The following is a 24,676-nucleotide window of genomic DNA, read 5'->3' on the forward strand; positions in this document are numbered from 1 at the left end:
GAACAGTCAGGCCATGGATGGCCTGCTAGCACTGTTGAGGCATGGATGCCGAATCAGTCGGTCCGACGCATCGGCGGGTTCGTTATGAGTTGGAGATTAAAATTGAATTGCGAATCGGAAGCGCGAGGCAGAGGCGGTCCGACGTATCGGGATGGCCTGCCGCCGGGGAGAGAAGTTCTCCCCAAGAGGCATGCGATGCCAACGGTTTGAGCGCACAACCATGCGCCCAAACACATGATCGAATCAGCTATCCGCGCCCGGCTTCTTCTTACGAATCGGCGCGAAACCTTCGCCATCCATCAAATTACCACGATCCGCGCGGGAGCCACCCGGACGGGATGGACGTGGACCATTGCGCTTCTTCGGACTGGCGCTCTTACCCGCCGGGCCTTTACCTGCACCTTTGCCAGCCGGCTTCTTCTTACGTTTGACCGAGGTCGCCGCCTTGCCAGACGCCTTGACCTTTTTCGGCCCCTTGTAATTGCCTTCCAGACCCGGAACCTTGCGAGATTCCATCTCAACGTTGAGGTAGCGCTCAATCGCCGCCTTCAGGTTCCACTCGTTCGGAGCAATCAGGCTGATGGCCTTGCCATCACGACCGGCACGGCCAGTACGACCAATACGGTGAACGTACTCATCGCCTTTACGGGCCAGATCGTAGTTAATCACCAGATCCATGCCTTCCACGTCCAGACCGCGCGCAGCGACATCGGTTGCCACCAAAATCGGACGCTTGCCCACACGCACCTGCTGCATCACGTACTTGCGTTCGTCCTGAGTCATCTCACCGTGCAAAACGGCAACGCCTTCACGGTGACGACGGATAAACTCAAACAAGCGATCCGCTTCCACCCGCTTGTTCACAAACACAATGGCTTTGTCGAAGCTTTCGTTGGCCAACAGCCACACCAGCAGACGATCCTTGTGTGGATTGTCGTCCGCCAGAATACGCTGCTGGACAATGTTTTCGTGCTGATCCTGAATCGCGCGAGTGGTCACCTCTTCAGGCGACTGCAACAGCTTGGTGGCAATACGGCGCACGCCTTCGTGGCGCAAGGTGGCCGACAGCAGCATGGTCTGGCGCTCGTCACGGCAGGCCGCACGAATAATATCCATGTCTTCGGCGAAACCCATGTCCAGCATGCGGTCGGCTTCGTCCAGAATCAGGAATTCCAGATCGCTCAAATCGCAGCTTTCACGCTTCAGGTGGTCCACCAGACGACCCGGTGTAGCAACCACAATCTCAGGGTTTTTACGCAATACCGCGGACTGATACTTGAACTCCTGACCGCCGGTCAGCAGGCCAACATTGAGGTTCACCAGCTTGCAGAAATGCTCTGCCACCTTGAACACCTGCTGTGCCAGCTCACGGGTCGGCAGCAGCACCAGCATGCGGGTTGCTGAATTGGGCGCTGGCTGCTCCAGCATGGCATGCATGGCAGGCAGCAAATAGGCCAGGGTTTTACCACTGCCGGTTTCCGCGCACACCTGAACGTCCTTGCCCGCCATTGCCAGCGGGATCACAGCTTGCTGAACATCCGTCGGCGTGTCGATCGACAACTGCTCCAGTCCCACTAACAAACGTTGGTTAAGTGATAATTCAGTAAACACAGAAAAGCCTCATGGTGAATTTGCGCGGAGTATAACAGTCTCATGACAAGGATAGGGTAAAAGCTGACGGGCACCTTCTGAATAACGCCACACAGTGCTCGGCTCTGACATCTGCTGCGCCCAGCCCTCGAATCACCCAATGCAATCAAGCCATTAAAGTGCATGCCAAATACGATTAAACTGCGACTTGAATCCAGACCGAAACGCTTTTAACAGAAACCGGAATTCACACATGCTGCTGAACAACACCCGCAAAATCACCAAACCGGCTATGCTCACCGCATGCCTCAGCGCCGCCCTGCTGGCTGGCTGCGCAACAAGCCCTACCGGCCGCTCGCAAATCATGGTGGTATCACCGGACGAAGCCATTAGCCAATCCAAAAGCGCCTACGTTTCCACCGTGACCGAACTGAAACAAAGCGATCAGCTGGTGACCGACGCCAAGCAGCTGAAGCGCATTCAAACCATCACTGGCCGCCTGGTCACCGAAGCGGTTGCCAAATTCCCGAAAACCGCCGATTGGGAATGGAGCGTTGCCGTGATCGACGATCCGGAAACCCTCAATGCCTGGTGCATGGCCGGCGGCCGCATGGCCATTTACACCGGCATCATCAACCAGCTGGCTTTGGACGACGACGAAATTGCCCAGATCATGGGCCATGAAATTTCTCACGCACTGGCCAACCACACCGCCGAGCAAATGTCCCGCGCAGTACTGATTAACGCAGGTCTGGCGGCAACCGCATCAGCCACCGACCAGAACGGCATTGCTCTGACTGGCACGGCACTGGCCGCCAAATACGCCCTGCAACTGCCAAACAGCCGCACTGCCGAAACCGAAGCGGATGAAATTGGTATTGAGCTGGCCGCCCGTGCCGGTTACCAGCCAGAAGCAGCCGTGAGCCTGTGGAAGAAAATGCAGCAAGCCGCCGGTGGCAGCACGCCTGAGTTCCTCAGCACGCACCCATCACCAAAGAACCGTGCCAAAACCCTTGGCAATCTGGGCACCCAAATGCGCGCATTGAACCCGTCCATGACCAAAGCCGCCGTCTATCCGGTCACCATGGTGACCGACCTGAGCCAGCTGGACTGATCAGATAAACGGGCTCATCCCGTGATCAGATCATTACCAAACAGGTTGAACTGATTGCGGGAGTCGCTGGGCGTAACCCCTGCCCAGCGTTTGAAAGCACGACGGAAGTTGGTGGCATCATTAAAGTTCAAATGGGCTGCCACCTGCTCGTTATTCCAGCCGCACACGTGCAGCAAGTACAAACTCATCTGCAACCGCGCCATGTCCTGCAAACGCTGAAAGCTGCTGCCGTGCTTGCCCAGCTTACGCTTCAGCGTTGCCGGGCTCATCCCCAGCTGCTCAGCCATATCTGGCAGATTGAAGGGCTGCTGAATTTGCTTCAGCAAGGTGCGGTAGACGTATTCCGGCAGTGACATTTCCGGAAAATCGATTTGCGCAACGCACTCCGCTCGGGCGACCTGAAACGCCGTCGCCGACCCTCTCGGCCAACGGGCATTGAGCCAGCGCTTGTCGATAAACATCACATCCACGCCCAGATTGAACCAAAGCTCATTACCCAGATTCACCCGGTATTGTTCTTCATGGGACGGGCAGGAATAACTGAAGCCAAATTTCCAAGGCAAACGGCTGTCGCTCATCCAACGGCTATACGACGTCAGCGCACTCATGGCCGCTTCCACCAGAAAACGCTCGGCACCACTGCCCGACAAATTCAGCCAGTACACGTAGCAATAGCGATCATCCACCACCACATGAGGGATAATCCAGGGCGTCAGTAATGAGCGATATTGTTGTAGAGCGTCGAGCGCCTCATTCAAATTGCCGGCGTTGCCCAACAGGTTGCTGGCGGCGCCGTAGTGGCCTGGCCACCAGCTGGAGCCCCAGCGAAATGACAATTCGGCTTCGGCATTCAGCTTGTTTGCGTTGGCCACCAGCCCCAACCCCTGAGCTTCCGATATCCGCGCCTGGCCCTTGAGAATATCGTCGTAAAACAGGCCCGTGCCACGCAAAATCTTGTGGCTGCAAACATCCCGCGAACGTAACAGGTCGATCAACAAGGCAGGCTGATGATGAGCGGCGAACAGCTTGTCATCGCTTTCGTACCATCCATAGCTCAACTCCATACGGTCAGCTCCATACCGTCAGATCTACAACGCTGGCTCCTGGCAGTCCGCGTCATATCAGGCAACCTCGCTCTGGCCATCACCGGCCTTGGCTTGCTCCAACGCCTGATTGGCCCGTTGAATCAAGGCCTCCGGCGAGTCCTGCTGCCAAGCCGCCAAACCGACGCTGATGCTCTGATACAAGGTTGCACCGGTTTGCTTGTGTTTATAAGCAAAGTGCGACACCGCCAGCACCAGCTCGGCGGATATTTGCCGCGCCCGTTCAATGGAAGTATCAGGCAACAGCACCGCAAAGCGGTCGGCGGCGTAACGGCAAATCAAATCCTGCTGACGCAGATTCAGCAGCAGCAACTCCGACATTTCATGCAGCAAGGCATCCCCCTCCCGGTGGCCGTGCAGCCGATTCACTTCAGCAAAGCGATCGATATCGACCATCAGCAGTACCATTGGCTGATGGTTCTGCCTCGCCAGCAGGCCTTGCAGTTCTTCCTTCAAGTAACCAACCCGCCCCAGCTGGGTCAGATTGTCGATAAACCGATGCTCCCGAAACAGCTGCTCACGTTTGCGCAACTGCTGATTAATCTTCAGCTGTTCCTTGTGCCAATGAATCAGGCCGTACGTCAGCAAGGCGACACCAATCGGCATGGCGCCGGATTCCAGCCAGTGATCCCACATAATGCCCGCAGGCACCTCAATGAATTCGTCGAGGTTGTCCTGCCACATGGCCAGAAACATGAAACCCAGCCCGAGGGTCAGCAAATCGGTGACCCGTCCCGCCGGGCGACTGCCCAGAATCAGCACCATCCACACCGCCAGCGCCAGCGCGGAACCGCCCTCACCGATGACATCGATCCAGTCGATAACAGCCAAGGGTTTAATGGTACCGACGGACGCAAAGCCGATCAGCCCACCAAAGGCCAGGCCAAAAATCAGCAGCAGTTTTTGCCGGTGTAATCCCAATGTTGAAAACATGATCCAGCCCTGAATCCAGTCGCGTTAAGTGATGCCGCATTTAATCATGTGGCTCGCGCATTTAGCCGCCGGGGGTCATATCAGCTCAATGTAAAACCGCCGATTTTCGATGAATTTTTTATGACAGCGGCAGCAGCACCGATGCCATGAGGCCTGCCGAGCACTGAGGTGATCTCGCCGTCAGCACGACCTGCATCGGTGTAGGGGTCAAATGAGATCATCAGCACACTCCGTCACCACGCCAAATGCCGCTTTTCGCCATCAAACGCCGCCCCAGGTCTGTTGCTCGAAAATACCGTCACAGCACTGTCACACAGGCTTTCTAGTTTGCGCCGGGTTCACAAATAAAAGAGCGCCACACGAGCCAGCCACAGAACCGGCCGGTGGCAAGACCTACTGGAGAGCGAACAGTGAAACTCATGATGAAACCTCTGGCCGTCAGTATTGCACTGGCGACTGCGACCCTTGCCCACACCCAGGCCCACGCCGATGGCATTGTTGAAGGCCGCATTGTCGATGCCGCCAGCCAGACCGTATACAAGGGCGCGGTCGTGCGTCTGGATGAAAGCAAACGCGAAGTGCTGGCCGAACAAGGCGGTCGTTTCCGTATGCCGCAAGTGCCAGCAGGTGAATACACCCTGATCGTCAAAATGGGCGGCAAGGTTATTGATACCCGCAAGATCACCGTTGCCGACAATCAGGTCACATCGGAAAGCATCATTGTTAACGACGGCGACGATGTGGTGGACGAAGTACTGGTTTACGGTCAGGCCGCACAGATGCAGCGCGCACTGGATCGCCAGCGCTATTCTGACGGCATTGTGTCGGCCGTTAATGCCGACGCCATCGGCGAACTGCCGGATGCCAACGCCGCCGAAGCGCTGCAGCGTATTCCCGGCCTCAGCATTGAGCGCGATCAGGGCGAAGGTCGCTTTGTACGGGTTCGTGGCATGGGCGCGGATTACAACGCTGTTTCGGTCAACGGCACCCAGATTCCAGCTCCGGAAGCCGGTACTCGTTCCGTCGCTCTGGACGTGATTCCAGCCAACCTGATCAGCTCTCTGGTCGTCACCAAAACCCTCACCCCTGATATGGACGCCAACTCCATTGGCGGCGCGATTGAAGTCGAAGGCGTATCAGCCCTCGACCGTGAGGGCCTGTTCTACAGCGCCGACGCCGAGTACAACCACGTTGATCTGACCGGCGACAACAACCCGAAAGTATCCCTTGCTGGCGGCGACACCTTTGAGCTGGGTGGCGAACGTCGTTTGGGCGTTGCGCTGGCAGCCAGCTACGAAAGCCGTGATTTCGGTTCCGAAAACACCGAAACCGGGGGGGCCTGGGATGGCGACGGCCTCGAAGAAATGGAAATGCGTGACTACACCATCAATCGTGAGCGCAAAGGCGCTGCCTTGAACCTCGACTACGAGCACGACATCAATAACGCCTTCCACCTGCGCACCCTGTACTCCGAATTCACCGACGAAGAACAGCGTCAGGCGCTGGTAGCCGAATTCCTCGACAGCGAAGAAGAAACCGAAGCTCGCCTGGCTGGCGAAACCGGTGCCGGTGAAATTGCCCGCGAACTGAAAGACCGCACCGAAACCCAGACCATCAAGTCGGTGACCTTTGGTGGCGAGCACTACATCAACGACTGGACCGTCGAATACGACCTCGGCCTGTCGAGCGCGCAGGAGAAAGAACCGGATTCCATGGACAGCGCGGTGTTCACCGCGGGCGTCGATTCCGTAGGCTACAACGGCTCGCGCAAGCCGATTCTGTTCGGTGATGAACTGTACGATGCCGCCAACTTCGAGCTGGACGAAATCGAACGGGTCAAAAGCCACACCACCGATGACGTAACCGTTGCCAGCATCGACATCACCCGCGACACCATCGTCATGGACTACCCGGCCATGATCAAATTCGGCGGCAAGCTGAAGAGCCGTAAAAAGCATCAGGACGTCGATGTGCGCAAGTACTCCGCCGACGATGTGTCGATGTCGGACTACACCGATGGCAACACCGACTACAGCCTTGGCAACCATGCCTCAAATACATATGGCCCATCACTGAGCAAAGGTAAGCTGCGCTCGCTGATGAACAGCCTCGCCGCCGACGCCGGTGCGGAGGCCGATGCAGTCGAAGAAGGCCTGGTCGATTCCTACGTTGAAGACTACACCATCGAAGAAGACGTCAACGCCGCCTACGTGATGGCCAAGGTAGAAACCGATCTGGCAGAACTGATCGCCGGTGTTCGCTACGAAAGCACCCAACAGAAAAGCAAAGGCTACGAAGTCAACGAAACCGACGACGTCAACATTACCCGCACCCACTTCAAGCAAGACTACAACCACGTGCTGCCGGGCTTGTTGGCCAAGATTGAGATGGACGAAAGCACCAACTTCCGTGCCGCCTGGACCAACTCCGTGGTACGTCCTACCTTCGAGCAAATTCGCCCAAGCATCGCCATCGACGGCGACGAACTGGAAGTCGGCAACCCGAACCTGAAAGCGCTGGAATCCAGCAACATCGACTTCGGTATCGAACACTTTATGGGCAACGCCGGTATGGTGTCTGCGTTTGCGTTCTATAAAAGCATCGATAACTTCTCCTACGAAACCGACATCCAGAACGACAGTTACTACAACGCGCTGGCGGGCGAAGACAACACGGTAACTACTACCTTCCGCAACGGCACCACCGCCACCGTCAAGGGACTGGAACTGGCGTACTCACAGAAGTTCGACATGCTGCCGTCGCCATACAATGGCTTGCTGCTGAGCGCCAACGTCACCTTTGTGGATTCCAAGGCCGATATCAGCACCGACGACGACGGCACCGTCCTGACGCGCACCATCAACCTGCCAAAACAGTCTGATACCACCGGCAACCTGATGGTCGGCTATGAAAACGACCGCATCAGCCTGCGTCTGGCGGCCAACTACAAGTCGTCCTACCTGGACGAAGTGGGCAACTACGAAGACAGCAGCGAAGACATTCGTCAGGCTGCCCAGACCCAGGTGGATTTCAACGCCAGCTACAAGGTTAACCCGCAGCTGAAAGTACGCTTCAAGGCCGCCAACCTGACCGACGAGCCGTACTACATGTACCAGGGCAGCGAGCAATACAACGCCCAGTACGAAACCTACGGCACCACCTACACCCTGGGTGTGAGCTACGCCAGCTTCTGATCTGGCCGTGCCCAAACCGGCTCGCTTGCGAGCCGGTTTATCACCCACCTCCGTTCGAGAATGAGACAATGATGAACAACTCCCACCGGTTACTGCTGACCACCCTGAGCTGTACCAGTCTGCTGATGGCTGGCTGCGCCGCTACACCACAAACCAGCACGTCACACACCACCAGCCCGCTGCAAGCTCAAGCCACTCTGGCAGGCGGCGAGCACCTGCTGATGCTGAATGAGCAGCACTGGCTGTCGATTGGCCCGGATCACAAGCTGCAACTGGGGCAGCAGGCCAACGGCACGGCCACCATTTGGCAAGACCAATGGCATGGCGAATTCCTCGATAGCCGCATCGTCGACGGCAAACTGATGACCGTATCGGTCGACGACAACCAGCGCCTGCACCTCAGCACCTTTGTGCGCAGCGAACAAAGCGGCCAGTACCAGCGGGTGCAGGATGCCGTTGGCGGCGTTATCAATACACCACTGGAAGGACTGTGTTTGTACGCCCCCCGAGGCGATGCCATGCAAGTGTTCCTGCTGGATGAAAACGCCAACGGCCAGCAGCTGATGCTGACCCCGGCCAGCGCCGATGCCAGCACCACCCAATTGAACACCACCCTGCTGCGTCAGTTTGCCACCGCGCCCGGGGCTGAATATTGTGTGGTCGACGACGACCGCGACACCTTGTACATCAGTGAACAAGCCGTTGGCGTATGGCAAATGAATGCCCGTGCCGAAAGCGACCCAAGCCGTACCATGGTGGAAATGGCCAGCCCGTTTGGCCACATTCAGGGAGAAGCCGGCGCCCTGGCGATTCAGGGCAACAGCCTGTGGATTGCCGAAGCCGAAAGCGACCGCATCCATCAGTACCAACTGGATAACGGCCAATACCTGGGTGTCGACACGCTGGCCGCCAACGGCGCTGCCGTTGCCATCGACACCCTGCTGGTCTCGCCACTGTCTGGCCAGGCCGGCGTGTTCGACAAACACAGCGAACAATTGCTGAGCCTGCGCTTGCCATCACAACCTGCCATCAATGTCAGTGACCGCATTGCAACCATTGCTGCCACGGCCGAAACCGATCCGGTCAGCACCGCTGGCGATGCCGCTGACGACCCGGCCATTTGGGTGAACCCACACAATCCTGCTGCCAGCCTGATATTGGGAACCAACAAAAAGCACGCTCTGAACGTTTACGACCTCAACGGCAAGCAAGTGCAACAGCTGCCAGTAGGACGAGTGAACAACGTCGATGTACGCCAGCAGTTCACCCTGCGCGGCCAACCCATGGACATCGCCACTGCCAGTCACCGTGACCACAAGTCAATCTCGCTGTTTGCTATCAACCCGGACACCGGTGCGGTCAGTTCCGCCGGAGAAATTGCGACCACACTGGAGAGCGTGTACGGCCTCTGCATGTACAAAAACAGCCGCAACCAGATGTTTGCTTTTATCAACAGCGAAAACGGCGAGTTTGAGCAATACCAGATCCTCGACAGCGATAACGGCTGGCACGGCAAGCGGGTACGGCAGTTTGCCGTTGCCAGCCAACCGGAAGGCTGTGTTGCCGACGACCGGGCTGGCCGTCTGTTTTTGGGTGAAGAAAACCGCGCCGTATGGACATTGGGTGCCGAACCAGCCGCCAGCACCCGCATGACCGAAGTCGCCACGCTGGGCGAAAAGCTGGTTGCCGACATCGAAGGCATGGACATCTACCAAACCGAAGATGCCAACTATCTGGTGGTGTCGAGCCAGGGCAACGACAGCTACCTGGTATACGAAGCCGAAGCACCGTTCGCCTACGTTGGTCGTTTCCGCGTTGGCCTGAACGCCAATAAAGGCATCGATGGCGCCTCTGAAACCGATGGTTTGACCGTCACCTCAGCCAACCTCGGCGACCAATACCCGCAAGGACTGTTGGTGGTACAGGACGGCCGCAACCTGCTGCCGGAACAGCACCAGAACTTCAAATACGTCGATTGGCGAGACATTCGCGCCCTACTGACACACTAAAACAGCCCCGAGACAGAACAGACTGGAAAGCGAAAAAGAGAGAAAGAAAAGGAAAAGCACACGGGGCAAATTTGCCCCGTTATTCCATCAAGTAGTAAAAGCTTGAGAACAGCCAACCAACCTGAACAAGAAATGAACAATTCAGGCCGACTGAAGAACGCTTTCCCAAATCCACCATCCAAACCATGAATGAGTTGCTAACTTGAAGGTGCGAGGCCCTCCATGCTCGCAACTCTGATGTTCTTCTTCATCGAAGCATTCGCCGGGAAAGTCCCGGCTTTTTTATGCCTGCAAGAAAGGAGTTACAGCACCTGACGCAGATCGTCGTCGTCCGGCACACTCATGCTCGACCAGGACTCAACCACCTGACCATCGGCATTCAGCAAGTATTTATAGAAATTCCATTTAGGCCGCACGGACTGGGCAGCCAACTCTTTAAACAGCGGATGAACATCGTCGCCTTTGACCGGCACTGGCGCCAGCATGGTGAAGGTCACACCGAAATTCTTGCGACAAATACGAGCGGCTTCTTCTTCGGTTTTGGCTTCCTGATTGAAGCTGTTGGAGGCAACTCCAACCACCACCAAACCCTGATCCTTGTATTTATCATGGATGGCCTGCAAATCACCAAACTGCTTGGTGAAACCACAATGGCTGGCAGTATTGATCAGCAGCACTGGCTTGCCTTGGGATACGTCACACAGGTTCAGCACCTTGCTGCTGTGCAGTTGCTTCATGTTCTGGTGGTAAATGGCCGGACAATCAGCTGGCCAATTGGCGTCTGCGTTTTCACCGGCCTGAGTCGTCGCAGCGAATAGCCACAAGGCCAGCATTGCTACGGCCGCGAGCAGCCAGCCCGAGCGTGAGCCGCCGTATTGCAGGGAAATGTTTTCTTGCGGCGCAACCATCACACGACTTTCAGCCCTGTTGGATGATGCAGATGAAGCGCGAGCCTGACGCGCATGCTGTACCCGACGAGCGTATTTCATGGAAACCTCCAAACCTGTACAAAGCCTATACATCATCCGGCGATTCCAAGCCGGAGTAAAGCGCTTTCACAGGCAGAGATGAAATTGTCGGGTACAACCTTTAAACCAGAGCGAACACGGCTTGTCCGCTCATGGCTCCAGCTACCCCTTCTTGCCCGCCCCTTCCGCAATGCGCTTGATCACCCGCGCGGCGGCGACAAACCCAAAGGTGCCTGTGACCATGGTGGCGGAACCAAAACCGGAGGAGCAATCCAGCCGGGTGGAATCGCCGTCAAACGACTTGGTCTGACACACCGAACCGTCCGGCTGCGGGTATTGCAGCTGCTCGGTTGAGTAGACGCATGGAATGGAATAGTTACGGCTGGGGTTGCGCGAAAAGCCGTATTCACGACGCAACAACGAGCGAACCTTGCGCGCCAACGGGTCATTGGTGGTCTTGTTAAGGTCGCCCACCTGAATCTGACTGGGGTCGGTCTGGCCACCCGCAGCACCGGTGGTGACGATGCGGATTTTACGGCGTTTGCAGAACGCAATCAGCGCTGCCTTGTTTTTAACGCTGTCGATGCAATCCACAACGTAATCAAAATGGCCGTGATTGCCTTCAGGGGCCAACAAGGCTTCCTGATTGGACGCGGTCAGAAACGACTCGACCACGGTGACGTCGCAGTCCGGATTAATGGCCAGCACCCGTTCTTTCATGGCCGCCACTTTCATCTTGCCAACGGTGTCGGTCATCGCATGGATCTGGCGATTGGTGTTGGTGACACACACATCATCAAGGTCGATCAGCGTCAGCGCACCAATACCGGAACGAGCCAGCGCCTCGGCAACCCAGGTCCCTACGCCACCAATGCCGACCACACACACGTGCGCCGCAGCAATGCGCTCAAGTCCCTGCACGCCATAGAGTCTGCCAATACCGCCGAAGCGATCAATGTATCCGGGAGTCACTGCTACCTCTTGAATCTGTGTCGATCAAAAGGCGCAGTATATCAAGAGTTATCAGAGAGAAGACAGGCGAGCGCCGCCATGGTCGTAGCGCAACCAGCGAGCGGTTTGACTGACACGGCTGAGTGAAACGTCCTGCTGCATAAAGCGACGCTCCAGCGACTGGCGGTCGTCAGATGGAATCTCATTCAGCAGACCATTACGTAATACGGGCACTGGTGCAATGCGGTCCGTCAGGGATGCCACGAACATCGACAGGAAATTGCCATCCAGACGGGCGTGTTCGTAATGGTTGATGGTCATCACCGTGGTATCGCCCTGGGCTTCCAAAGCCAGATAATCGCCTTCCAGCAGCGGCCCACGAATGGCGTCGAAGAATACTTGCAGGTCTTCCGAATGCGCTTGCAGATTCACGTTGGCACCAGACGACGTCAGGGCATCCAGCCACAGGCTTTGAAAACGACGAGGGGCGATTTCTTCTTCGACGACTTTGAATTCCAATCGGAAGCCGTCACGCAACGACAAACCAGAAGACGCATCGCTCATGGATACGATAAACCAGGGTTTTCCCAGCAGCTCGAAAGAGCCGTAGGAGCGTTCATTGACGGCGAACGCAGGTGAAGAGACAAGGGCAAACAACAGATAAATGACTGACCAAGTTTTCATACTGCTACCTGCTAATAACTGCTAAGGCTTGGGTTAACAACAATGCCACTATCCCTGGCTGGTGTGACTCTTGGGGTGTGAGAACAATGCTCCAGAGTACACGAGGTAGGATTGTCCTACATCACCAACATAGCAGGGTGCCCGTTCAGTTAACGGACATTCATCACAAAATGAGAAGGAAGATCACATTCAAACCGGTGCAGCCCTCTCAATGACACTGGCTATGGCACTGGCGATGCCCAAACCTTATCAGCGCCATATGACAAAAAACGGAAAAGCGTTCGGTTTCTTACAATGGCCGGGCTCATAAACAGCAGCACCGAATCAATCGATACTGACCAGCTGGATTTGCTCGTTGCTGGGCTGAAAGCTGGCCATCATTTTCGACAGAGATTGCGGGTTACGAATGTCATTGAGGCTGATCCCTGCCAGCACGGTTTTTACCACAAAATTGATGCCGCCCCAGTTCCCGGCCAGCGAACACTGGTCCTGAATATCGCAACGCACTGTCTCATCACTGCACTCGGTCAGGTTCACCTTACCTTCAAAGGCTTCGACAATGCTCAATAACGGAATTCGGGCCGGACTTCGGGACAACCGATAACCCCCTCTTGATCCTCGCTTGGCCAACACCAAACCGGAATCCACCAGGGTACGCATTACCTTGCGAGCGGTTGGCAACGGCAAGGCCGTAGCAGCGGCAATTTCTTCCGTGCTTTGCAAGGTTACGCCGGTTCGGGCGAGCTGGTTAAGCACCAGAATTCCATAGTCAGTCAGCTTGCTGATTTTCATTCTCATTCTCACAAAAGTCCGCACGCCAAGCGGGATGCAGGCTGGATTGAACATTGGAAAAGTCAATCACCCAGAAAGAATACCAAATTAGTATCCTTTGTGGTAATCAGGCGAGTACTTGAGTAAAATGCTTGGAAAATTTGATCAGACGTTGAAGTCGTTCGTCCAATCGACGGAATTGGCCGAACAATCCGGCTTCGCCAACCTGCTGTCGTGCACAACAGCAGGACGCCCAACCAAGAGAAAGCGCCATGAATGATGTAGTTAACCCAGCCGCGGCCGACATGCCGAACCAGGAAATTCATCAGCGAATCCGCAAGGAATATGCGGCCGGTTTTATCAGTGAGATTGAATCGGAAACCCTGCCACCGGGTCTGAATGAAGACGTGATCCGTTTTATTTCCGCCAAAAAGGGCGAACCTGAGTGGCTGACCGAATGGCGCCTGAAGGCATACAACGCCTGGTTGCAAATGGAAGAGCCGGAATGGGCACACGTGGAATACGAAAAGCCGGACTTCCAGGCACTGTCTTACTACTCTGCACCAAAGAGCATGGCTGACGGTCCAAAGTCCCTCGACGAAGTCGACCCGAAATTGCTGGAAACCTACGAAAAACTGGGTATCCCACTGCACGAGCAAATGGCGCTTGCCGGTGTAGCCGTGGATGCCGTGTTCGATTCGGTTTCGGTTGCCACCACCTTCCGCGACAAGCTGGAAGAAGCGGGTGTTATCTTCATGCCAATCTCTGAAGCCGTGCACAAGCATCCAGAGCTGGTTAAAAAGTACCTCGGTTCCGTGGTACCACAGCGCGACAACTTCTACTCGGCACTGAACTCCGCCGTGTTCTCTGACGGTTCGTTCGTGTACATCCCGAAAGGCGTGCGCTGCCCAATGGAGCTGAGCACCTACTTCCGTATCAACGAAGCCAAGACCGGCCAGTTTGAACGTACCCTGATTGTTGCCGACGAAGGCTCCCACGTGTCCTATCTGGAAGGCTGTACTGCGCCCATGCGCGACGAAAACCAGTTGCACGCCGCGGTAGTTGAACTGGTTGCCATGGACGATGCTGAAATCAAATACAGCACCGTGCAGAACTGGTACCCGGGCGATGAAGAAGGCAAGGGCGGTATCTACAACTTCGTCACCAAGCGTGCCGTAGCCCACACCAACGCCAAGGTCAGCTGGACCCAGGTTGAAACCGGCTCCGCCGTGACCTGGAAATACCCAAGCTGCATTCTGAAAGGCGACAACTCTGTGGGTGAGTTCTACTCCGTAGCGCTGACCAACAACTTCCAGCAAGCCGATACCGGCACCAAGATGATTCACCTGGGCAAGAACACCCGCTCAACCATCATCTCCAAAGGTATCTCTGCCGGTAAGAGCCAAAACGCCTACCGCGGCCTGGTGAAGATGAACTCCGGTGCCGAAGGTGCCCGTAACTTCACCCAGTGTGACTCGCTGCTGATTGGCGACAAATGTGGTGCCCACACCTTCCCGTACATCGAAAGCAAGCACCCGTCTGCCGTAATCGAACACGAAGCCACCACCTCCACCGTGAGTGATGACCAGCTGTTCCTGTGCCGCCAGCGCGGTATCGACACCGAGAAAGCCGTTTCCATGATCGTGAACGGTTTCTGTAAAGAGGTGTTCAAGGAACTGCCGATGGAATTTGCCGTGGAAGCGGGCAAGTTGTTGGAAATCAGCCTCGAAGGCTCTGTTGGCTAATTTTGAAGCTGTCGGGCGTCTGGAGTCAGGCGTCTGGAGTTGTGTTGGCTCCCACGTTCTCGAGTGGTAGCCACCGCCGATTCAGCCAGGCACGAATTAGCGTTCCCACGCAGGAGCATGGGAACGAGACAAGAATGTAGATGGCGCCAGACCCCAGACTCTTGGCTCCAGACCAAATTTAAAAGCGCCCGACGCCAGACACCGGGCGCCAGACTAAACGAGATACAACCATGATCAGCATTAAAAACCTGCACGCATCTGTTGAAGACAAGCCCATCCTCAAAGGCCTGAACCTGGACATCAAGCCAGGCGAAGTTCACGCCATCATGGGCCCTAACGGTGCTGGTAAAAGTACTCTGGGCAATGTACTGGCCGGTCGTGAAGGTTACGAAGTGACTGACGGTTCCGCCGTGATGAATGGCAAGGAACTGCTGGAGCTGGAAACCGAAGAACGTGCCCGCGAAGGTCTGTTCCTGGCATTCCAGTACCCGGTTGAAATTCCGGGTGTTTCCAACCTCGAATTCCTCAAGGCTTCAGTAGACGCCGTGCGCGAACACCAGGGCAAGGACGCGCTCGACAGCGTTAACTTCCTGAAGCTGGCTCGCGAAAAAGTCAAAGCCGTGAACCTCGACCAGAGCTTCCTCAAGCGTGGTGTTAACGAAGGCTTCTCCGGCGGTGAGAAAAAGCGTAACGAACTGATGCAGATGATGCTGCTGGAACCTCAGCTGTGCATTCTGGATGAAACCGACTCCGGTCTGGACATCGACGCCCTGCAAGTCGTGGCCAACGGTGTGAACGCCATGCGCGATGAAAACCGTTCATTCATTGTTGTGACCCACTATCAGCGTCTGCTGGACTACATTGTGCCGGACTACGTTCACGTACTGGCTGACGGCAAGATCGTCAAATCCGGTGGTAAGGAACTGGCGCTGGAGCTGGAAGAAAAAGGCTACGGCTGGCTGGAAAACGGCGAGGCGTAATCATGAGTGTATTTCAAACCCAACAACTGGCCGCTCTGGAGCAAGCCCAACCACTGAACTGGTTGGCCGATGTTCAGCAAGCCGGTAAAGCCGCGTTTGCCGACACCCAATGGCCAACCCGCAAAGTGGAAGCGTGGAAATACTGCTCGCTGAAAACACTGGGCGACCAGGGCTTCGATGCCGTACAACCGGCAGCGATTGCCGACGCCGAGCAACTGCAAGCGCACATCAACATCCAGAATCTGGATGCCAGCAAGCTGGTGATCATCAACGGCCAGATCAACCTTGAGCTGTCCGATGCGCTGGCACTGGAGCAGGTGACCCTGTTTGCTGATGCCAACGCCGATCAGCAAGCGATCATTGCCGAACGCCTGAACGCCGCTCGCCAGCAGCCAAACCAGCATCTGTTTAATGATCTGAACGACGCTGCCCTGCAAAACGGCGTACTGGTACAGATTGCCAAAAACAGCCGTCTGGACAAGCCGCTGCACATTGTCTCTTTGAACACCGGTGCTGACGCGGCCTACGCGGTTAACAGCCGGGTTCTGGTTGAACTGGGCACCAGTGCCGAGATGACCCTGATCGAGCAGTTTGCCTCGCTGTCCGACGACGCCGACAACAGCTTCACCAACAACCAGACCGACGTGCGTGTGGGCGACAACGCCCGCTTCAACCACTACCGTCTGAACATGATGGCTAACGCAGCCAGTTTCGTGGGCACTACCCGCATTGATCTGCAACGCGATGCCAACTACGACGCCTTCCATCTGGGATTGGGTTCGGTGCTGACCCGTAACGACATGGTGATCAACCATAACGTTGGCGGCTCCCACGCTGAAATTGCCGGCATCTATGTGCCACAGGGCAAGCAGCTGGTCGACTTCCATACCTGCATTGAGCACAAGGTTGCCCACTGCACCAGTAACGAAGTGTTCCGCGGCATCATCAACGACGAAGCCAAGGCAGTGTTCAACGGCCGTATCCACATCCATCAGGATGCCCAGAAAACCCTGGCCGAGTTGAGCAACAAGAACCTGCTGCTGACTAACAAAGCCGAAATCAACACCAAGCCGGAACTGGAAATCTACGCCGACGACGTGCAGTGCGCCCACGGCGCCACCGTTGCCCAGCAAGATGAAAAGGCCCGCTTCTACCTGCAAAGCCGTGGCATCAGTGCCGCTGATGCTCAGGTGATGTTGAGCTTCGGTTTTATCAACGAGCTGATCGACAACCTCAAGCTGGAAGCCATTGGCGACTGGTTACGCCCGGTACTGGCTCAGCGTTTTGGTCGTGAGCAACTGTTCTCTGCCGAACAAACCGGAGACCTGTGATGAGTACGATTCCAGCTGCAGAACGTCAGGCTTACATCGAAAAAGTACGTCAGGACTTCCCTGCCCTGCACCAGCAGGTGCATGGCAAGCCGCTGATCTACATGGACAACGGTGCGACTACACACAAGCCGAATGCGGTGATTGATTGTGAGTCGACGTTCTACAAAACCGTCAACTCCAACGTCCATCGTGGTGCTCACTACCTCAGCGACAAGGCCACGGAACAGTTTGAAGCGGCACGTCGTACCGTGCAGAACTTCATTGGCGCGCTGAAGCCTGAGGAAATCATCTGGACCAGCGGCACCACTGAAGGCATCAACCTGGTGGCGTCTACCTGGGGTCGTAAGAACATTGGCCCCGGCGACCGCATTCTGGTGTCCGAAATGGAACACCACTCCAACATCGTGCCCTGGCAGATTCTGGCCGAAGAGAAAGGCGCTGAAGTGGTGCCAATTCCGGTGCTGGACAACGGTGAACTGGACCTGAACGGCTTCGCCGAGCTGATGGAACCACGTGTAAAGCTGATCTCCATTGCCCATGTGTCCAACTCACTGGGGTCGATCAACCCGATTCACGACATCGTGCGCATGGCACGCATCAATGAATCCGTGGTGATGGTCGATGGCGCTCAGGGCGTATCCCACTTCGACGTCGACGTACTGCGTCTGGACTGCGATTTCTACGCCTTTTCTTCCCATAAACTGTTCGGCCCAACCGGTATGGGTGTGCTGTACGGCAAGGAAGAACTGCTGAACGAAATGCCTCCTTACCGTGGCGGCGGCGAAATGATCGACCGTTGCTCGTTCGATGGCACCACCTGGAATCAACTGCCGTACAAGTTTGAAGCCGGTACACCGAACATCGCCGGAGCCATTGCTCTGGGCGCTGCCATCGAATATCTGAACAGCCTGGATCGCAAGATTCTGGCAGCGCAGGAAGATGTGCTGATCAAGAAAGCCCACGAGATGGCGGCCGAGCTGGGCGGCATTCGCATTGTTGGCGAAGCCCGCAAGAAAGCTTCTGTATTCAGCTTCTTGCTGGAAGGTGCTCACCCGGCGGATGTTGGCGCCCTGTTGGATCAGCAAGGCATCGCCATTCGTACTGGTCACCACTGCGCACAACCGCTGATGGCCCGTCTGGGCATTCCGGGCACGGCTCGAGCTTCGATGGCGTTTTACAACACCGAAGCCGAAGTGGAAGCGTTGTTCAAGGGTCTGGAAAAAGCCAAGACCTTCCTTCTCTGAGCTATTGCGCTCCGCCTGGCGGTGTTAAACCGGATATCGAAATGCTCATTTACAACCTCGTAAACTGCGCTTTCTCAATCCGGTTTGCCTTGCCAGACGTTCGCTCATAACGCTCAGAGTGAACTGAAATACGTCGGTGATTACTCAATTTACCGACCCTGCTTTTAACCGAGCACACCTCACTGATTGAGGACACTGAAAATGAGTATCGAAACCTACGATCCCAATGCTGCTGCCGACGTCACCATGACCGACGCCGCCATTGCTCACGTTCGCAAGCTGTTGGCCAAAAACGCCGACAAGCAAGGCGTTCGCCTGGCCGTGAAGAAAAGCGGCTGTTCGGGTTTCAAGTACGATGTTGAATTCGTAGAGAAGCCTGCCGAAGACGACCAGGCCATTCAGGTAGCGGATGACGTCACCCTGTACATTGCCGCCGATGCCAAAGCCTATGTGCGCGGCACGGAAATCGACTTCAGCAAGGAAGGGTTGAACAGCACCATCAAGTTCAACAACCCCAATGCCAAAGACCTGTGCGGCTGCGGAGAGTCTTTCTCGGTGTGATGATTACACTGCTTTATGAATCAAACAGTTCGTAAAGCAACTTGAGCTCTGTCTCTGGCGAGCGACCACAGCAGTGGCATAATCGAGCCAACTTTTCTTTTGTCGCCCTTGTTGGCACGGAGTCTGGCATGGCTGATTCGCTGGAGCAGATTCGGGATCGGGTCGTCCACCTGTATTACATGGACTTTATCAAGGACCACTTCGGGCTGTTGAAACGCCCGGATGTGTGTATCGCGCTGGAGTTTCAGGTATGGCTGGAAACCTTCCACCCGACACTGGCCGCTTTCGGCGATTCCGGCCTCGATAAATTCAACAAGATCAGCGAATGGGTCAGCCATCCAGACCTCGATTACCACGAGCTGCTGGATTACTTTAACCGATTCAAACGCAAGCACTAGACAGAAGTGAATCATGGAAAAACGCATGGTCGTTTCGCAGGCAGAGTGCCCTGCACGACAGGTTCCATCCGGTGTACCTACGGTTATTCAACCGGGCGTGTTTGTCACCATTAACCAGGCGCTGGGCGGCAACTACACCGTCACCGTCAACGGCAATATGCTGCGCGTTGACGGCACCGATGCCGCGGCACTGGGATTGGAATCCGAAGAAATTGTGTTCGAGCAACACGACGACGGCGTGGTCCGCAGAGAACAGGTTAAACAAGCACTGCGGACGATTTTCGATCCGGAAATTCCAATCAACCTGCTTGATCTTGGTCTGGTGTACGGCATTGATATCGACGCTGGCAATGTCACCATTCGCATGACCCTGACCGCTCCAACTTGCGGCATGGGGCCAGTACTGGTGTCCGACGTGAAATACCGCGTTGCCAAGGTTCCCAATGTTGAAAACGTAGAAGTTGAGCTGGTGTTCGATCCACCATGGCACCGCGACATGATGACCGAAGAAGCCCAGCTGGAAGCCGGCTTGTTCTTCTGATCGTCCGCTTTCAAACCCGAACAGTAACGGCAGTCTCAGACTGCCGTTTTTGTATCCCCCACCGCTTGCAGGAAACCACTGATGCAGATGCAGGAAACACAGGACCAGGTGATTCTGGAACCACAAAACGCCGCCACTCACTGCATTATCTGGATGCACGGACTCGGCGCTGACGGCTACGACTTTATCGCCGTGGCCCAACACATGGCCCGCCAGATGGACCTCAGCAGCACCCGCTTTCTGTTCCCCCATGCGCCGGTACAGCCCGTGACCTTTGCCGCTGGCGAGTCGATGCGTTCGTGGTACGACATCCTCGCGGCCAACCCCCGTCGACTGGTAGAGCCCAACAGCCTGAACCAGTCGGTAGAGCGCATCAGCAACCTGATTCAGCAGCAAATCGCCGATGGTGTACCGAGCCAGAACATTTTTCTGGTCGGCTTTTCCCAAGGTGGTGCGGTGGCGTGGCAGACGGCCTCAGACATTGAACAGCCGCTGGGTGGTATGGCGGCACTCAGTACCTACATGCCGCTGGGCCAAGCCGATGAGCAACTGGTCTTTCGGCCAGCCAATCAGGCACTGGCGGTATTTATTGGCCATGGCAGTCGGGACGGGGTTGTGCCCATTAGTCTGGGCGAAGAAGCAAAAGCGCGAATGAGCCAGCATGGCAGCGAGCCTGAGTGGCACAGCTACCCGATGCAACACGAAGTGTGTGTGGCCGAAATCAACGACCTCTGCACCTTCCTGCAACAGCAGATGTACCCGGCCTGAGCCGGGTGTCATCCGTGATTATTTAAAGATTCGGAATTGCTGTGCAGCTTCCAGCAGGCGCTCGGCCAACTGACGCTGCTGCACACTGGTTTTACTCATAAACTCACCGGTCGCCGCGGTGGACTCCGACAGTTTGTGAATACTCACCACCCCTTTGGTCAGCTCCCGGTTGGTAGCCACCTGCTCTTCTGCGGCGGAAGCCACCTGATCCGTCATATCCTGAATGCTGCGCACCGAGGTCTGAATACGGCCCAGTTCGGTCGACAAGGTGCCCGCCAGTTCGACGGTTTCAGCCGCTGAGGTTTGCGACGCTTCCACCGCCGTGAAAGCACGCTGGGAGTCTTGCTGGAACTTGCCAACAATACGGCTGATTTCCTCCGTAGACTCCTGGGTCTTCTGCGCCAGCGCCCGCACTTCATCCGCTACCACAGCAAAGCCACGACCTTGTTCACCGGCTCGGGCCGCTTCAATCGCAGCGTTCAATGCCAGCAGGTTGGTTTGTTCGGCAATGGTTTTGATCACTTCCAGCACCCCGCCAATGGCGTCACTGGATTTGTGCAAATCCTGAATCACCGCTGCGGCCTGGGTCATGCTGCCATTAAGTGAGTTGATGTTCTTGAGGCTGCGTGCCACCACATCACCACCTTCGCTGGCAATCTTGTTGGCTTCTTCTGCCCGGTCGGCCACCGTCTGAATGCTGGAGGCAATTTCCTGGGTTGCCTGCTCCAGTTCATTCACCGCCGTCGACGCCGACGCTGTTTCGTCCTGCTGGGCTTTCATGCCTTTCACGCTCAGAGAAATGGTCATCTGATTTTGCATCGCGATCAGATTCATCTCGGTGGTGTTGTTAAGGAATTGCCCAACCGTGGTTTCCATTTTCACCAGCAATTCGTTCATGGCCTGACAAACCTTACCCAGCTCATCGTTGGCCAACACCGGCAGTCTGATCGTAAGGTCGAGGCGATCAGTGACCGAATGAATGTTGCGGGACAAGGCATCAATCTGCTGATACAGCACCATCGACACCATCCAGGTGACCGACAGCGTTACAATCAGGGTCACCACTCCCAACAGCAAGGTTCCCCACACACCGGCCTGAGCAGCATCGTGTTTGGCCTCCGCTGCTGCCAGCAAGTCTGCCTCCAGACTGTCTTCGATGCCCTTCAGTAAATTAATGCGCGCTGTCGAAGCGGCAAACCAGGCCGTTGCTTGCTGGCCAAAACCACCGCTGTCGGCTTTTTCGTGGGCAATGGCACGGTACTCCGCCACCGCCTGTTCTTCCTTACTGCTGCGGAAAGCCCGATAACCGGTCAGGCTCTGCTCCGTGGAGAACGCCTCAAAGGTATTCAGATAGGCCGCCTGCTCGGTTTCCAGACGAATAAAACGCGGGTACAGGCCTTTAGCAAACCGGTCGGCACCAAAAGCATTGCTGAGCACGGCACGTTCAATACCAGCCCGCTCCTTACCCTGCAAGAAGTTGTAGTAGGCCTGCAAATCCCGCGATACCTCGCCATCAGAGGTATAACGCGATGCCAACGCCGAGATCGCAAGCAGCTCGCGGATCGTGCCAGTGTAGAATTTAAGGGTGTCTGCCAGTGCGATTTGCTGGTTGGTGACCTGACTACGAATATCCGCCAGGCGGGCAATATTATTGCGAGCACGGCCCAGTGCATCGTTCACCAGTGGGTATTCGGTGGTGCTGATTGTCGCCAGCAGCCCTTGCCATTGCTGGATCTGGCCATCGCTGAGGCCTCGCTGCTGCGGCAACTTGTCTGCAAAGGCGGTGCCCTTGCTGCCCAGATAACCGGCCGACATGCCACGTTCTTTTTGCAGCTCGTGGGCCAACAGGCCATTCTGACGGGCCACTTTCACCAGTACCGTAATGTCGTGCATCTGATGTTGGGTGTGTAACCGCAAGGACAACTCGTCAAACAGAAAGAACAACAGTGCCGCCAGCGGCAGCAAGGTCATCAACATCAGCTTGGTTTTCACCTTGAGGTTGCTGATTACTCTCATATCCCGACTCCCAGGACTTCATATCAAGATGTCTTTCAGCCTAGACCAGACTGGTCAGATTGCAGCCACTGCCAGTGATGCCGCCGGTTAGCCAGCGGAATGGCGTACTTTGTCGGCCTGCACTGCTGGATTCATGACGCCGTGATAGGTGTGGGCTATCAATTTCCTGACGCAGCCACTCGGGTACTGAACTCGCTTCGCTCGTTTGCTATTCTTCGCGCTTTGAAATTTCGGCAGCGGGATCAGCAATGACCACCATGTACGGCATCAAGAACTGCGACACCATCAAGAAAGCCCGCAAATGGCTGGATGACGCAGGCGTTGACTACCAATTTCACGACTACAAAAAAGACGGTTTGCCAGAAGCCCTGGTTGACCAGTGGCTCGACGAGCTGGGTTGGGAAGCGCTGATCAACAAGCGCGGCACGACCTGGCGCAAGCTGGCTGATGACCTGAAAGACAATATGAACACCACTAATGCCCGCCAGGTGATGCTGGACAACCCGTCCATCATCAAACGTCCGTTGCTGGACACCGGTGCGCAGAAGGTACTGGGCTTCAAGGCCGACGAATATTCCAGCCTGTTTGCTGGCTGAACACGTTTTTATAAAGACTCTGCCCTCGGGCAGCTGATATTGAGGATTGTTACATGAGCAATGCATTTGCACTGGCCATTGGTGTCGGTACCAAAAACGCCAACGGTGACTGGCTGGAAGTGTTCTACTCCAAGCCACTGCTGAACCCGACTGCCGAATTGATCGAAGCTGCCAAAGCGGCTCTGGGCTACGAAGGCGGCAACGAAGCATTGGAAGCCGACGGCGGTGAACTGAACGCTTTTGCAGACGCGATTGAAGCCACTGACGCCCAGCAAGCTGCCATTGCCCGCGCTTGCACCGACAGCGACAAGCCAGTGGTTGTGACTGTACTGGCCACTGACGAGCAGTCTGTGACCACTCCAGAGGTTTACCTGAAGCTGCACCTGCTGTCTCACCGTCTGGTCAAGCCACACGGTCTGAACCTGGCCGGTATGTTCGGCCTGCTGCCAAACGTTGCCTGGACCAACAAAGGCGCCGTTGATCTGTCCGAACTGGCCGCAGCCCAGCTGGAAGCCCGTCTGAGCGGCGAACTGCTGTCTGTAAACAGCGTCGACAAATTCCCTCGCATGACCGACTACGTGGTACCGGCTGGCGTTCGTATCGCCGACACTTCCCGCGTACGTCTGGGTGCTTACATTGGTGAAGGCACCACCATTATGCACGAAGGCTTCGTTAACTTTAACGCAGGTACTGAAGGCGTTTCCATGGTTGAAGGCCGTATCTCTGCCGGTGTTGTGGTTGGTAACGGTTCCGACCTGGGCGGCGGTTGCTCCACCATGGGCACCCTGTCCGGCGGCGGTAACATCATCATCTCTGTGGGCGAAAACTGCCTGATCGGCGCTAACGCTGGTATTGGTATCCCACTGGGTGACCGCTGCACGGTTGAAGCCGGTCTGTACATCACTGCCGGTACCAAGATTCAGGTACTGGACGATGCCAAGAACCTGGTTGAGACCGTTAAAGGTCGTGACCTGGCGGGCAAATCTGACCTGCTGTTCCGTCGTGACTCCATCAGCGGCGCCGTTCAGTGCGTGACCAACAAGTCCGCCATCGAACTGAACGAAGAGTTGCACGCTCACAACTGAGTTCTGGGCTGTGCCTTTAACTCAATAAAAAAGCGCCTTAATGGCGCTTTTTTATTGGCTGTATGCTTTTTCTTACCGGTACTCTCCAGGTTCT

At 55.9% G+C, this 24,676-nt stretch carries 22 protein-coding genes; 13 read left to right on the forward strand and 9 right to left on the reverse strand.

Features of this window, described 5'->3' with window-relative positions; all coding sequences use genetic code 11:
- Nucleotides 1-243 precede the first annotated feature (243 nt).
- Nucleotides 244-1,611 carry a DEAD/DEAH box helicase gene (locus G516_RS0115545; protein ID WP_028294416.1) on the reverse strand — a complete coding sequence of 456 codons (1,368 nt, stop codon included), beginning with the start codon at nt 1,609-1,611 and terminating at the stop codon, nt 244-246.
- A 232-nt stretch (nt 1,612-1,843) separates the two neighbouring features.
- On the opposite strand from G516_RS0115545, the gene G516_RS0115550 reads away from it, so the two are divergent.
- Nucleotides 1,844-2,704, forward strand: coding sequence for a M48 family metallopeptidase (locus tag G516_RS0115550; RefSeq protein WP_028294417.1), 861 nt, complete (start codon nt 1,844-1,846; stop codon nt 2,702-2,704).
- Between the two features lie 14 nt (nt 2,705-2,718).
- On the opposite strand, the gene G516_RS0115555 is transcribed toward G516_RS0115550, so the two are convergent.
- The 3 genes from G516_RS0115555 to G516_RS24770 form a co-directional block, all read right to left on the reverse strand.
- Nucleotides 2,719-3,768 carry an AraC family transcriptional regulator gene (locus G516_RS0115555; RefSeq protein ID WP_028294418.1) on the reverse strand — a complete coding sequence of 350 codons (1,050 nt, stop codon included), beginning with the start codon at nt 3,766-3,768 and terminating at the stop codon, nt 2,719-2,721.
- A gap of 57 nt (nt 3,769-3,825) precedes the next feature.
- Entirely contained in the window at nt 3,826-4,740 is a 915-nt protein-coding gene (locus G516_RS0115560; protein ID WP_028294419.1) for a GGDEF domain-containing protein, read from the reverse strand.
- 80 nt (nt 4,741-4,820) lie between these two features.
- Nucleotides 4,821-4,961 (reverse strand): hypothetical protein, encoded by a 141-nt coding sequence (locus G516_RS24770; protein WP_156879063.1) that lies wholly within the window; start codon nt 4,959-4,961, stop codon nt 4,821-4,823.
- Nucleotides 4,962-5,159: 198 nt separating this feature from the next.
- Between G516_RS24770 and G516_RS22860 the strand changes: the two genes are divergently transcribed.
- Nucleotides 5,160-7,934: a TonB-dependent receptor gene (locus G516_RS22860; protein ID WP_051219494.1), complete on the forward strand. Its 2,775-nt coding sequence runs from the start codon at nt 5,160-5,162 to the stop codon at nt 7,932-7,934.
- A gap of 71 nt (nt 7,935-8,005) precedes the next feature.
- Nucleotides 8,006-9,943, forward strand: coding sequence for a phytase (locus G516_RS22865; RefSeq protein WP_169449548.1), 1,938 nt, complete (start codon nt 8,006-8,008; stop codon nt 9,941-9,943).
- Between the two features lie 302 nt (nt 9,944-10,245).
- Here the strand turns inward: G516_RS22865 and G516_RS0115575 are convergent, their stop codons facing one another.
- From G516_RS0115575 to G516_RS0115590, 4 genes are all read right to left on the reverse strand, one after another.
- Entirely contained in the window at nt 10,246-10,932 is a 687-nt protein-coding gene (locus G516_RS0115575; RefSeq protein ID WP_245582681.1) for a glutathione peroxidase, read from the reverse strand.
- Between the two features lie 141 nt (nt 10,933-11,073).
- Nucleotides 11,074-11,883, reverse strand: coding sequence for a tRNA cyclic N6-threonylcarbamoyladenosine(37) synthase TcdA (tcdA, locus tag G516_RS0115580; RefSeq protein WP_028294421.1), 810 nt, complete (start codon nt 11,881-11,883; stop codon nt 11,074-11,076).
- A gap of 51 nt (nt 11,884-11,934) precedes the next feature.
- Nucleotides 11,935-12,546 carry a hypothetical protein gene (locus G516_RS0115585; protein WP_028294422.1) on the reverse strand — a complete coding sequence of 204 codons (612 nt, stop codon included), beginning with the start codon at nt 12,544-12,546 and terminating at the stop codon, nt 11,935-11,937.
- Nucleotides 12,547-12,870: 324 nt separating this feature from the next.
- On the reverse strand, nt 12,871-13,338 hold the full coding sequence (locus tag G516_RS0115590; RefSeq protein WP_036536742.1) for an SUF system Fe-S cluster assembly regulator: 468 nt from the start codon (nt 13,336-13,338) through the stop codon (nt 12,871-12,873).
- Nucleotides 13,339-13,622: 284 nt separating this feature from the next.
- On the opposite strand from G516_RS0115590, the gene sufB reads away from it, so the two are divergent.
- From sufB to G516_RS0115630, 8 genes are all read left to right on the forward strand, one after another.
- Complete coding sequence (sufB, locus tag G516_RS0115595; RefSeq protein ID WP_028294424.1) at nt 13,623-15,062, forward strand: Fe-S cluster assembly protein SufB; 1,440 nt, start codon at nt 13,623-13,625, stop codon at nt 15,060-15,062.
- A 230-nt stretch (nt 15,063-15,292) separates the two neighbouring features.
- Nucleotides 15,293-16,042 (forward strand): Fe-S cluster assembly ATPase SufC, encoded by a 750-nt coding sequence (gene sufC / locus G516_RS0115600; RefSeq protein WP_028294425.1) that lies wholly within the window; start codon nt 15,293-15,295, stop codon nt 16,040-16,042.
- Nucleotides 16,043-16,044: 2 nt separating this feature from the next.
- Nucleotides 16,045-17,373: a Fe-S cluster assembly protein SufD gene (gene sufD / locus G516_RS0115605; RefSeq protein ID WP_028294426.1), complete on the forward strand. Its 1,329-nt coding sequence runs from the start codon at nt 16,045-16,047 to the stop codon at nt 17,371-17,373.
- Entirely contained in the window at nt 17,373-18,617 is a 1,245-nt protein-coding gene (locus G516_RS0115610) for an aminotransferase class V-fold PLP-dependent enzyme (protein WP_051219496.1), read from the forward strand. Before sufD ends, G516_RS0115610 begins: the two co-directional genes overlap by 1 nt.
- 201 nt (nt 18,618-18,818) lie before the next feature.
- Nucleotides 18,819-19,178 (forward strand): HesB/IscA family protein, encoded by a 360-nt coding sequence (locus G516_RS0115615; protein ID WP_028294428.1) that lies wholly within the window; start codon nt 18,819-18,821, stop codon nt 19,176-19,178.
- 128 nt (nt 19,179-19,306) lie between these two features.
- Nucleotides 19,307-19,576, forward strand: coding sequence for a hypothetical protein (locus G516_RS0115620; RefSeq protein ID WP_028294429.1), 270 nt, complete (start codon nt 19,307-19,309; stop codon nt 19,574-19,576).
- Between the two features lie 13 nt (nt 19,577-19,589).
- Nucleotides 19,590-20,117: a putative Fe-S cluster assembly protein SufT gene (gene sufT / locus G516_RS0115625; protein ID WP_028294430.1), complete on the forward strand. Its 528-nt coding sequence runs from the start codon at nt 19,590-19,592 to the stop codon at nt 20,115-20,117.
- An 81-nt stretch (nt 20,118-20,198) separates the two neighbouring features.
- Nucleotides 20,199-20,885, forward strand: a complete 687-nt coding sequence (locus G516_RS0115630; protein ID WP_051219497.1) for an alpha/beta hydrolase — start codon at nt 20,199-20,201, stop codon at nt 20,883-20,885.
- Between the two features lie 18 nt (nt 20,886-20,903).
- Here G516_RS0115630 and G516_RS0115635 read toward each other — a convergent pair whose 3' ends face one another.
- Nucleotides 20,904-22,901, reverse strand: coding sequence for a methyl-accepting chemotaxis protein (locus G516_RS0115635; RefSeq protein WP_028294432.1), 1,998 nt, complete (start codon nt 22,899-22,901; stop codon nt 20,904-20,906).
- A gap of 248 nt (nt 22,902-23,149) precedes the next feature.
- Here G516_RS0115635 and G516_RS0115640 point away from each other — a divergent pair, with 248 nt between their 5' ends.
- Nucleotides 23,150-23,497, forward strand: a complete 348-nt coding sequence (locus G516_RS0115640) for an ArsC family reductase (RefSeq protein WP_028294433.1) — start codon at nt 23,150-23,152, stop codon at nt 23,495-23,497.
- Between the two features lie 53 nt (nt 23,498-23,550).
- On the forward strand, nt 23,551-24,582 hold the full coding sequence (dapD, locus tag G516_RS0115645; RefSeq protein WP_028294434.1) for a 2,3,4,5-tetrahydropyridine-2,6-dicarboxylate N-succinyltransferase: 1,032 nt from the start codon (nt 23,551-23,553) through the stop codon (nt 24,580-24,582).
- Nucleotides 24,583-24,676: the final 94 nt, after the last annotated feature.

The sequence above is a fragment of the Oceanobacter kriegii DSM 6294 genome (assembly GCF_000422845.1).
Classification (GTDB): domain Bacteria; phylum Pseudomonadota; class Gammaproteobacteria; order Pseudomonadales; family Oceanobacteraceae; genus Oceanobacter; species Oceanobacter kriegii.

Coding starts and splice junctions, on each gene's coding strand:
- sufB (WP_028294424.1), top strand. CDS start 13,623: ATGCCGAACCAGGAAATTCATCAGCGAATCCGCAAGGAATATGCGGCC.
- dapD (WP_028294434.1), top strand. CDS start 23,551: ATGAGCAATGCATTTGCACTGGCCATTGGTGTCGGTACCAAAAACGCC.
- G516_RS0115590 (WP_036536742.1), bottom strand. CDS start 13,338: ATGAAAATCAGCAAGCTGACTGACTATGGAATTCTGGTGCTTAACCAG.
- G516_RS0115630 (WP_051219497.1), top strand. CDS start 20,199: ATGCAGATGCAGGAAACACAGGACCAGGTGATTCTGGAACCACAAAAC.
- G516_RS0115620 (WP_028294429.1), top strand. CDS start 19,307: ATGGCTGATTCGCTGGAGCAGATTCGGGATCGGGTCGTCCACCTGTAT.
- sufT (WP_028294430.1), top strand. CDS start 19,590: ATGGAAAAACGCATGGTCGTTTCGCAGGCAGAGTGCCCTGCACGACAG.
- G516_RS0115550 (WP_028294417.1), top strand. CDS start 1,844: ATGCTGCTGAACAACACCCGCAAAATCACCAAACCGGCTATGCTCACC.
- G516_RS22860 (WP_051219494.1), top strand. CDS start 5,160: ATGATGAAACCTCTGGCCGTCAGTATTGCACTGGCGACTGCGACCCTT.
- G516_RS0115560 (WP_028294419.1), bottom strand. CDS start 4,740: ATGTTTTCAACATTGGGATTACACCGGCAAAAACTGCTGCTGATTTTT.
- G516_RS0115555 (WP_028294418.1), bottom strand. CDS start 3,768: ATGGAGTTGAGCTATGGATGGTACGAAAGCGATGACAAGCTGTTCGCC.
- G516_RS24770 (WP_156879063.1), bottom strand. CDS start 4,961: ATGATCTCATTTGACCCCTACACCGATGCAGGTCGTGCTGACGGCGAG.
- sufD (WP_028294426.1), top strand. CDS start 16,045: ATGAGTGTATTTCAAACCCAACAACTGGCCGCTCTGGAGCAAGCCCAA.
- G516_RS0115610 (WP_051219496.1), top strand. CDS start 17,373: ATGAGTACGATTCCAGCTGCAGAACGTCAGGCTTACATCGAAAAAGTA.
- G516_RS0115615 (WP_028294428.1), top strand. CDS start 18,819: ATGAGTATCGAAACCTACGATCCCAATGCTGCTGCCGACGTCACCATG.
- G516_RS0115575 (WP_245582681.1), bottom strand. CDS start 10,932: ATGAAATACGCTCGTCGGGTACAGCATGCGCGTCAGGCTCGCGCTTCA.
- G516_RS0115640 (WP_028294433.1), top strand. CDS start 23,150: ATGACCACCATGTACGGCATCAAGAACTGCGACACCATCAAGAAAGCC.
- G516_RS0115585 (WP_028294422.1), bottom strand. CDS start 12,546: ATGAAAACTTGGTCAGTCATTTATCTGTTGTTTGCCCTTGTCTCTTCA.
- G516_RS22865 (WP_169449548.1), top strand. CDS start 8,006: ATGAACAACTCCCACCGGTTACTGCTGACCACCCTGAGCTGTACCAGT.
- G516_RS0115635 (WP_028294432.1), bottom strand. CDS start 22,901: ATGAGAGTAATCAGCAACCTCAAGGTGAAAACCAAGCTGATGTTGATG.
- sufC (WP_028294425.1), top strand. CDS start 15,293: ATGATCAGCATTAAAAACCTGCACGCATCTGTTGAAGACAAGCCCATC.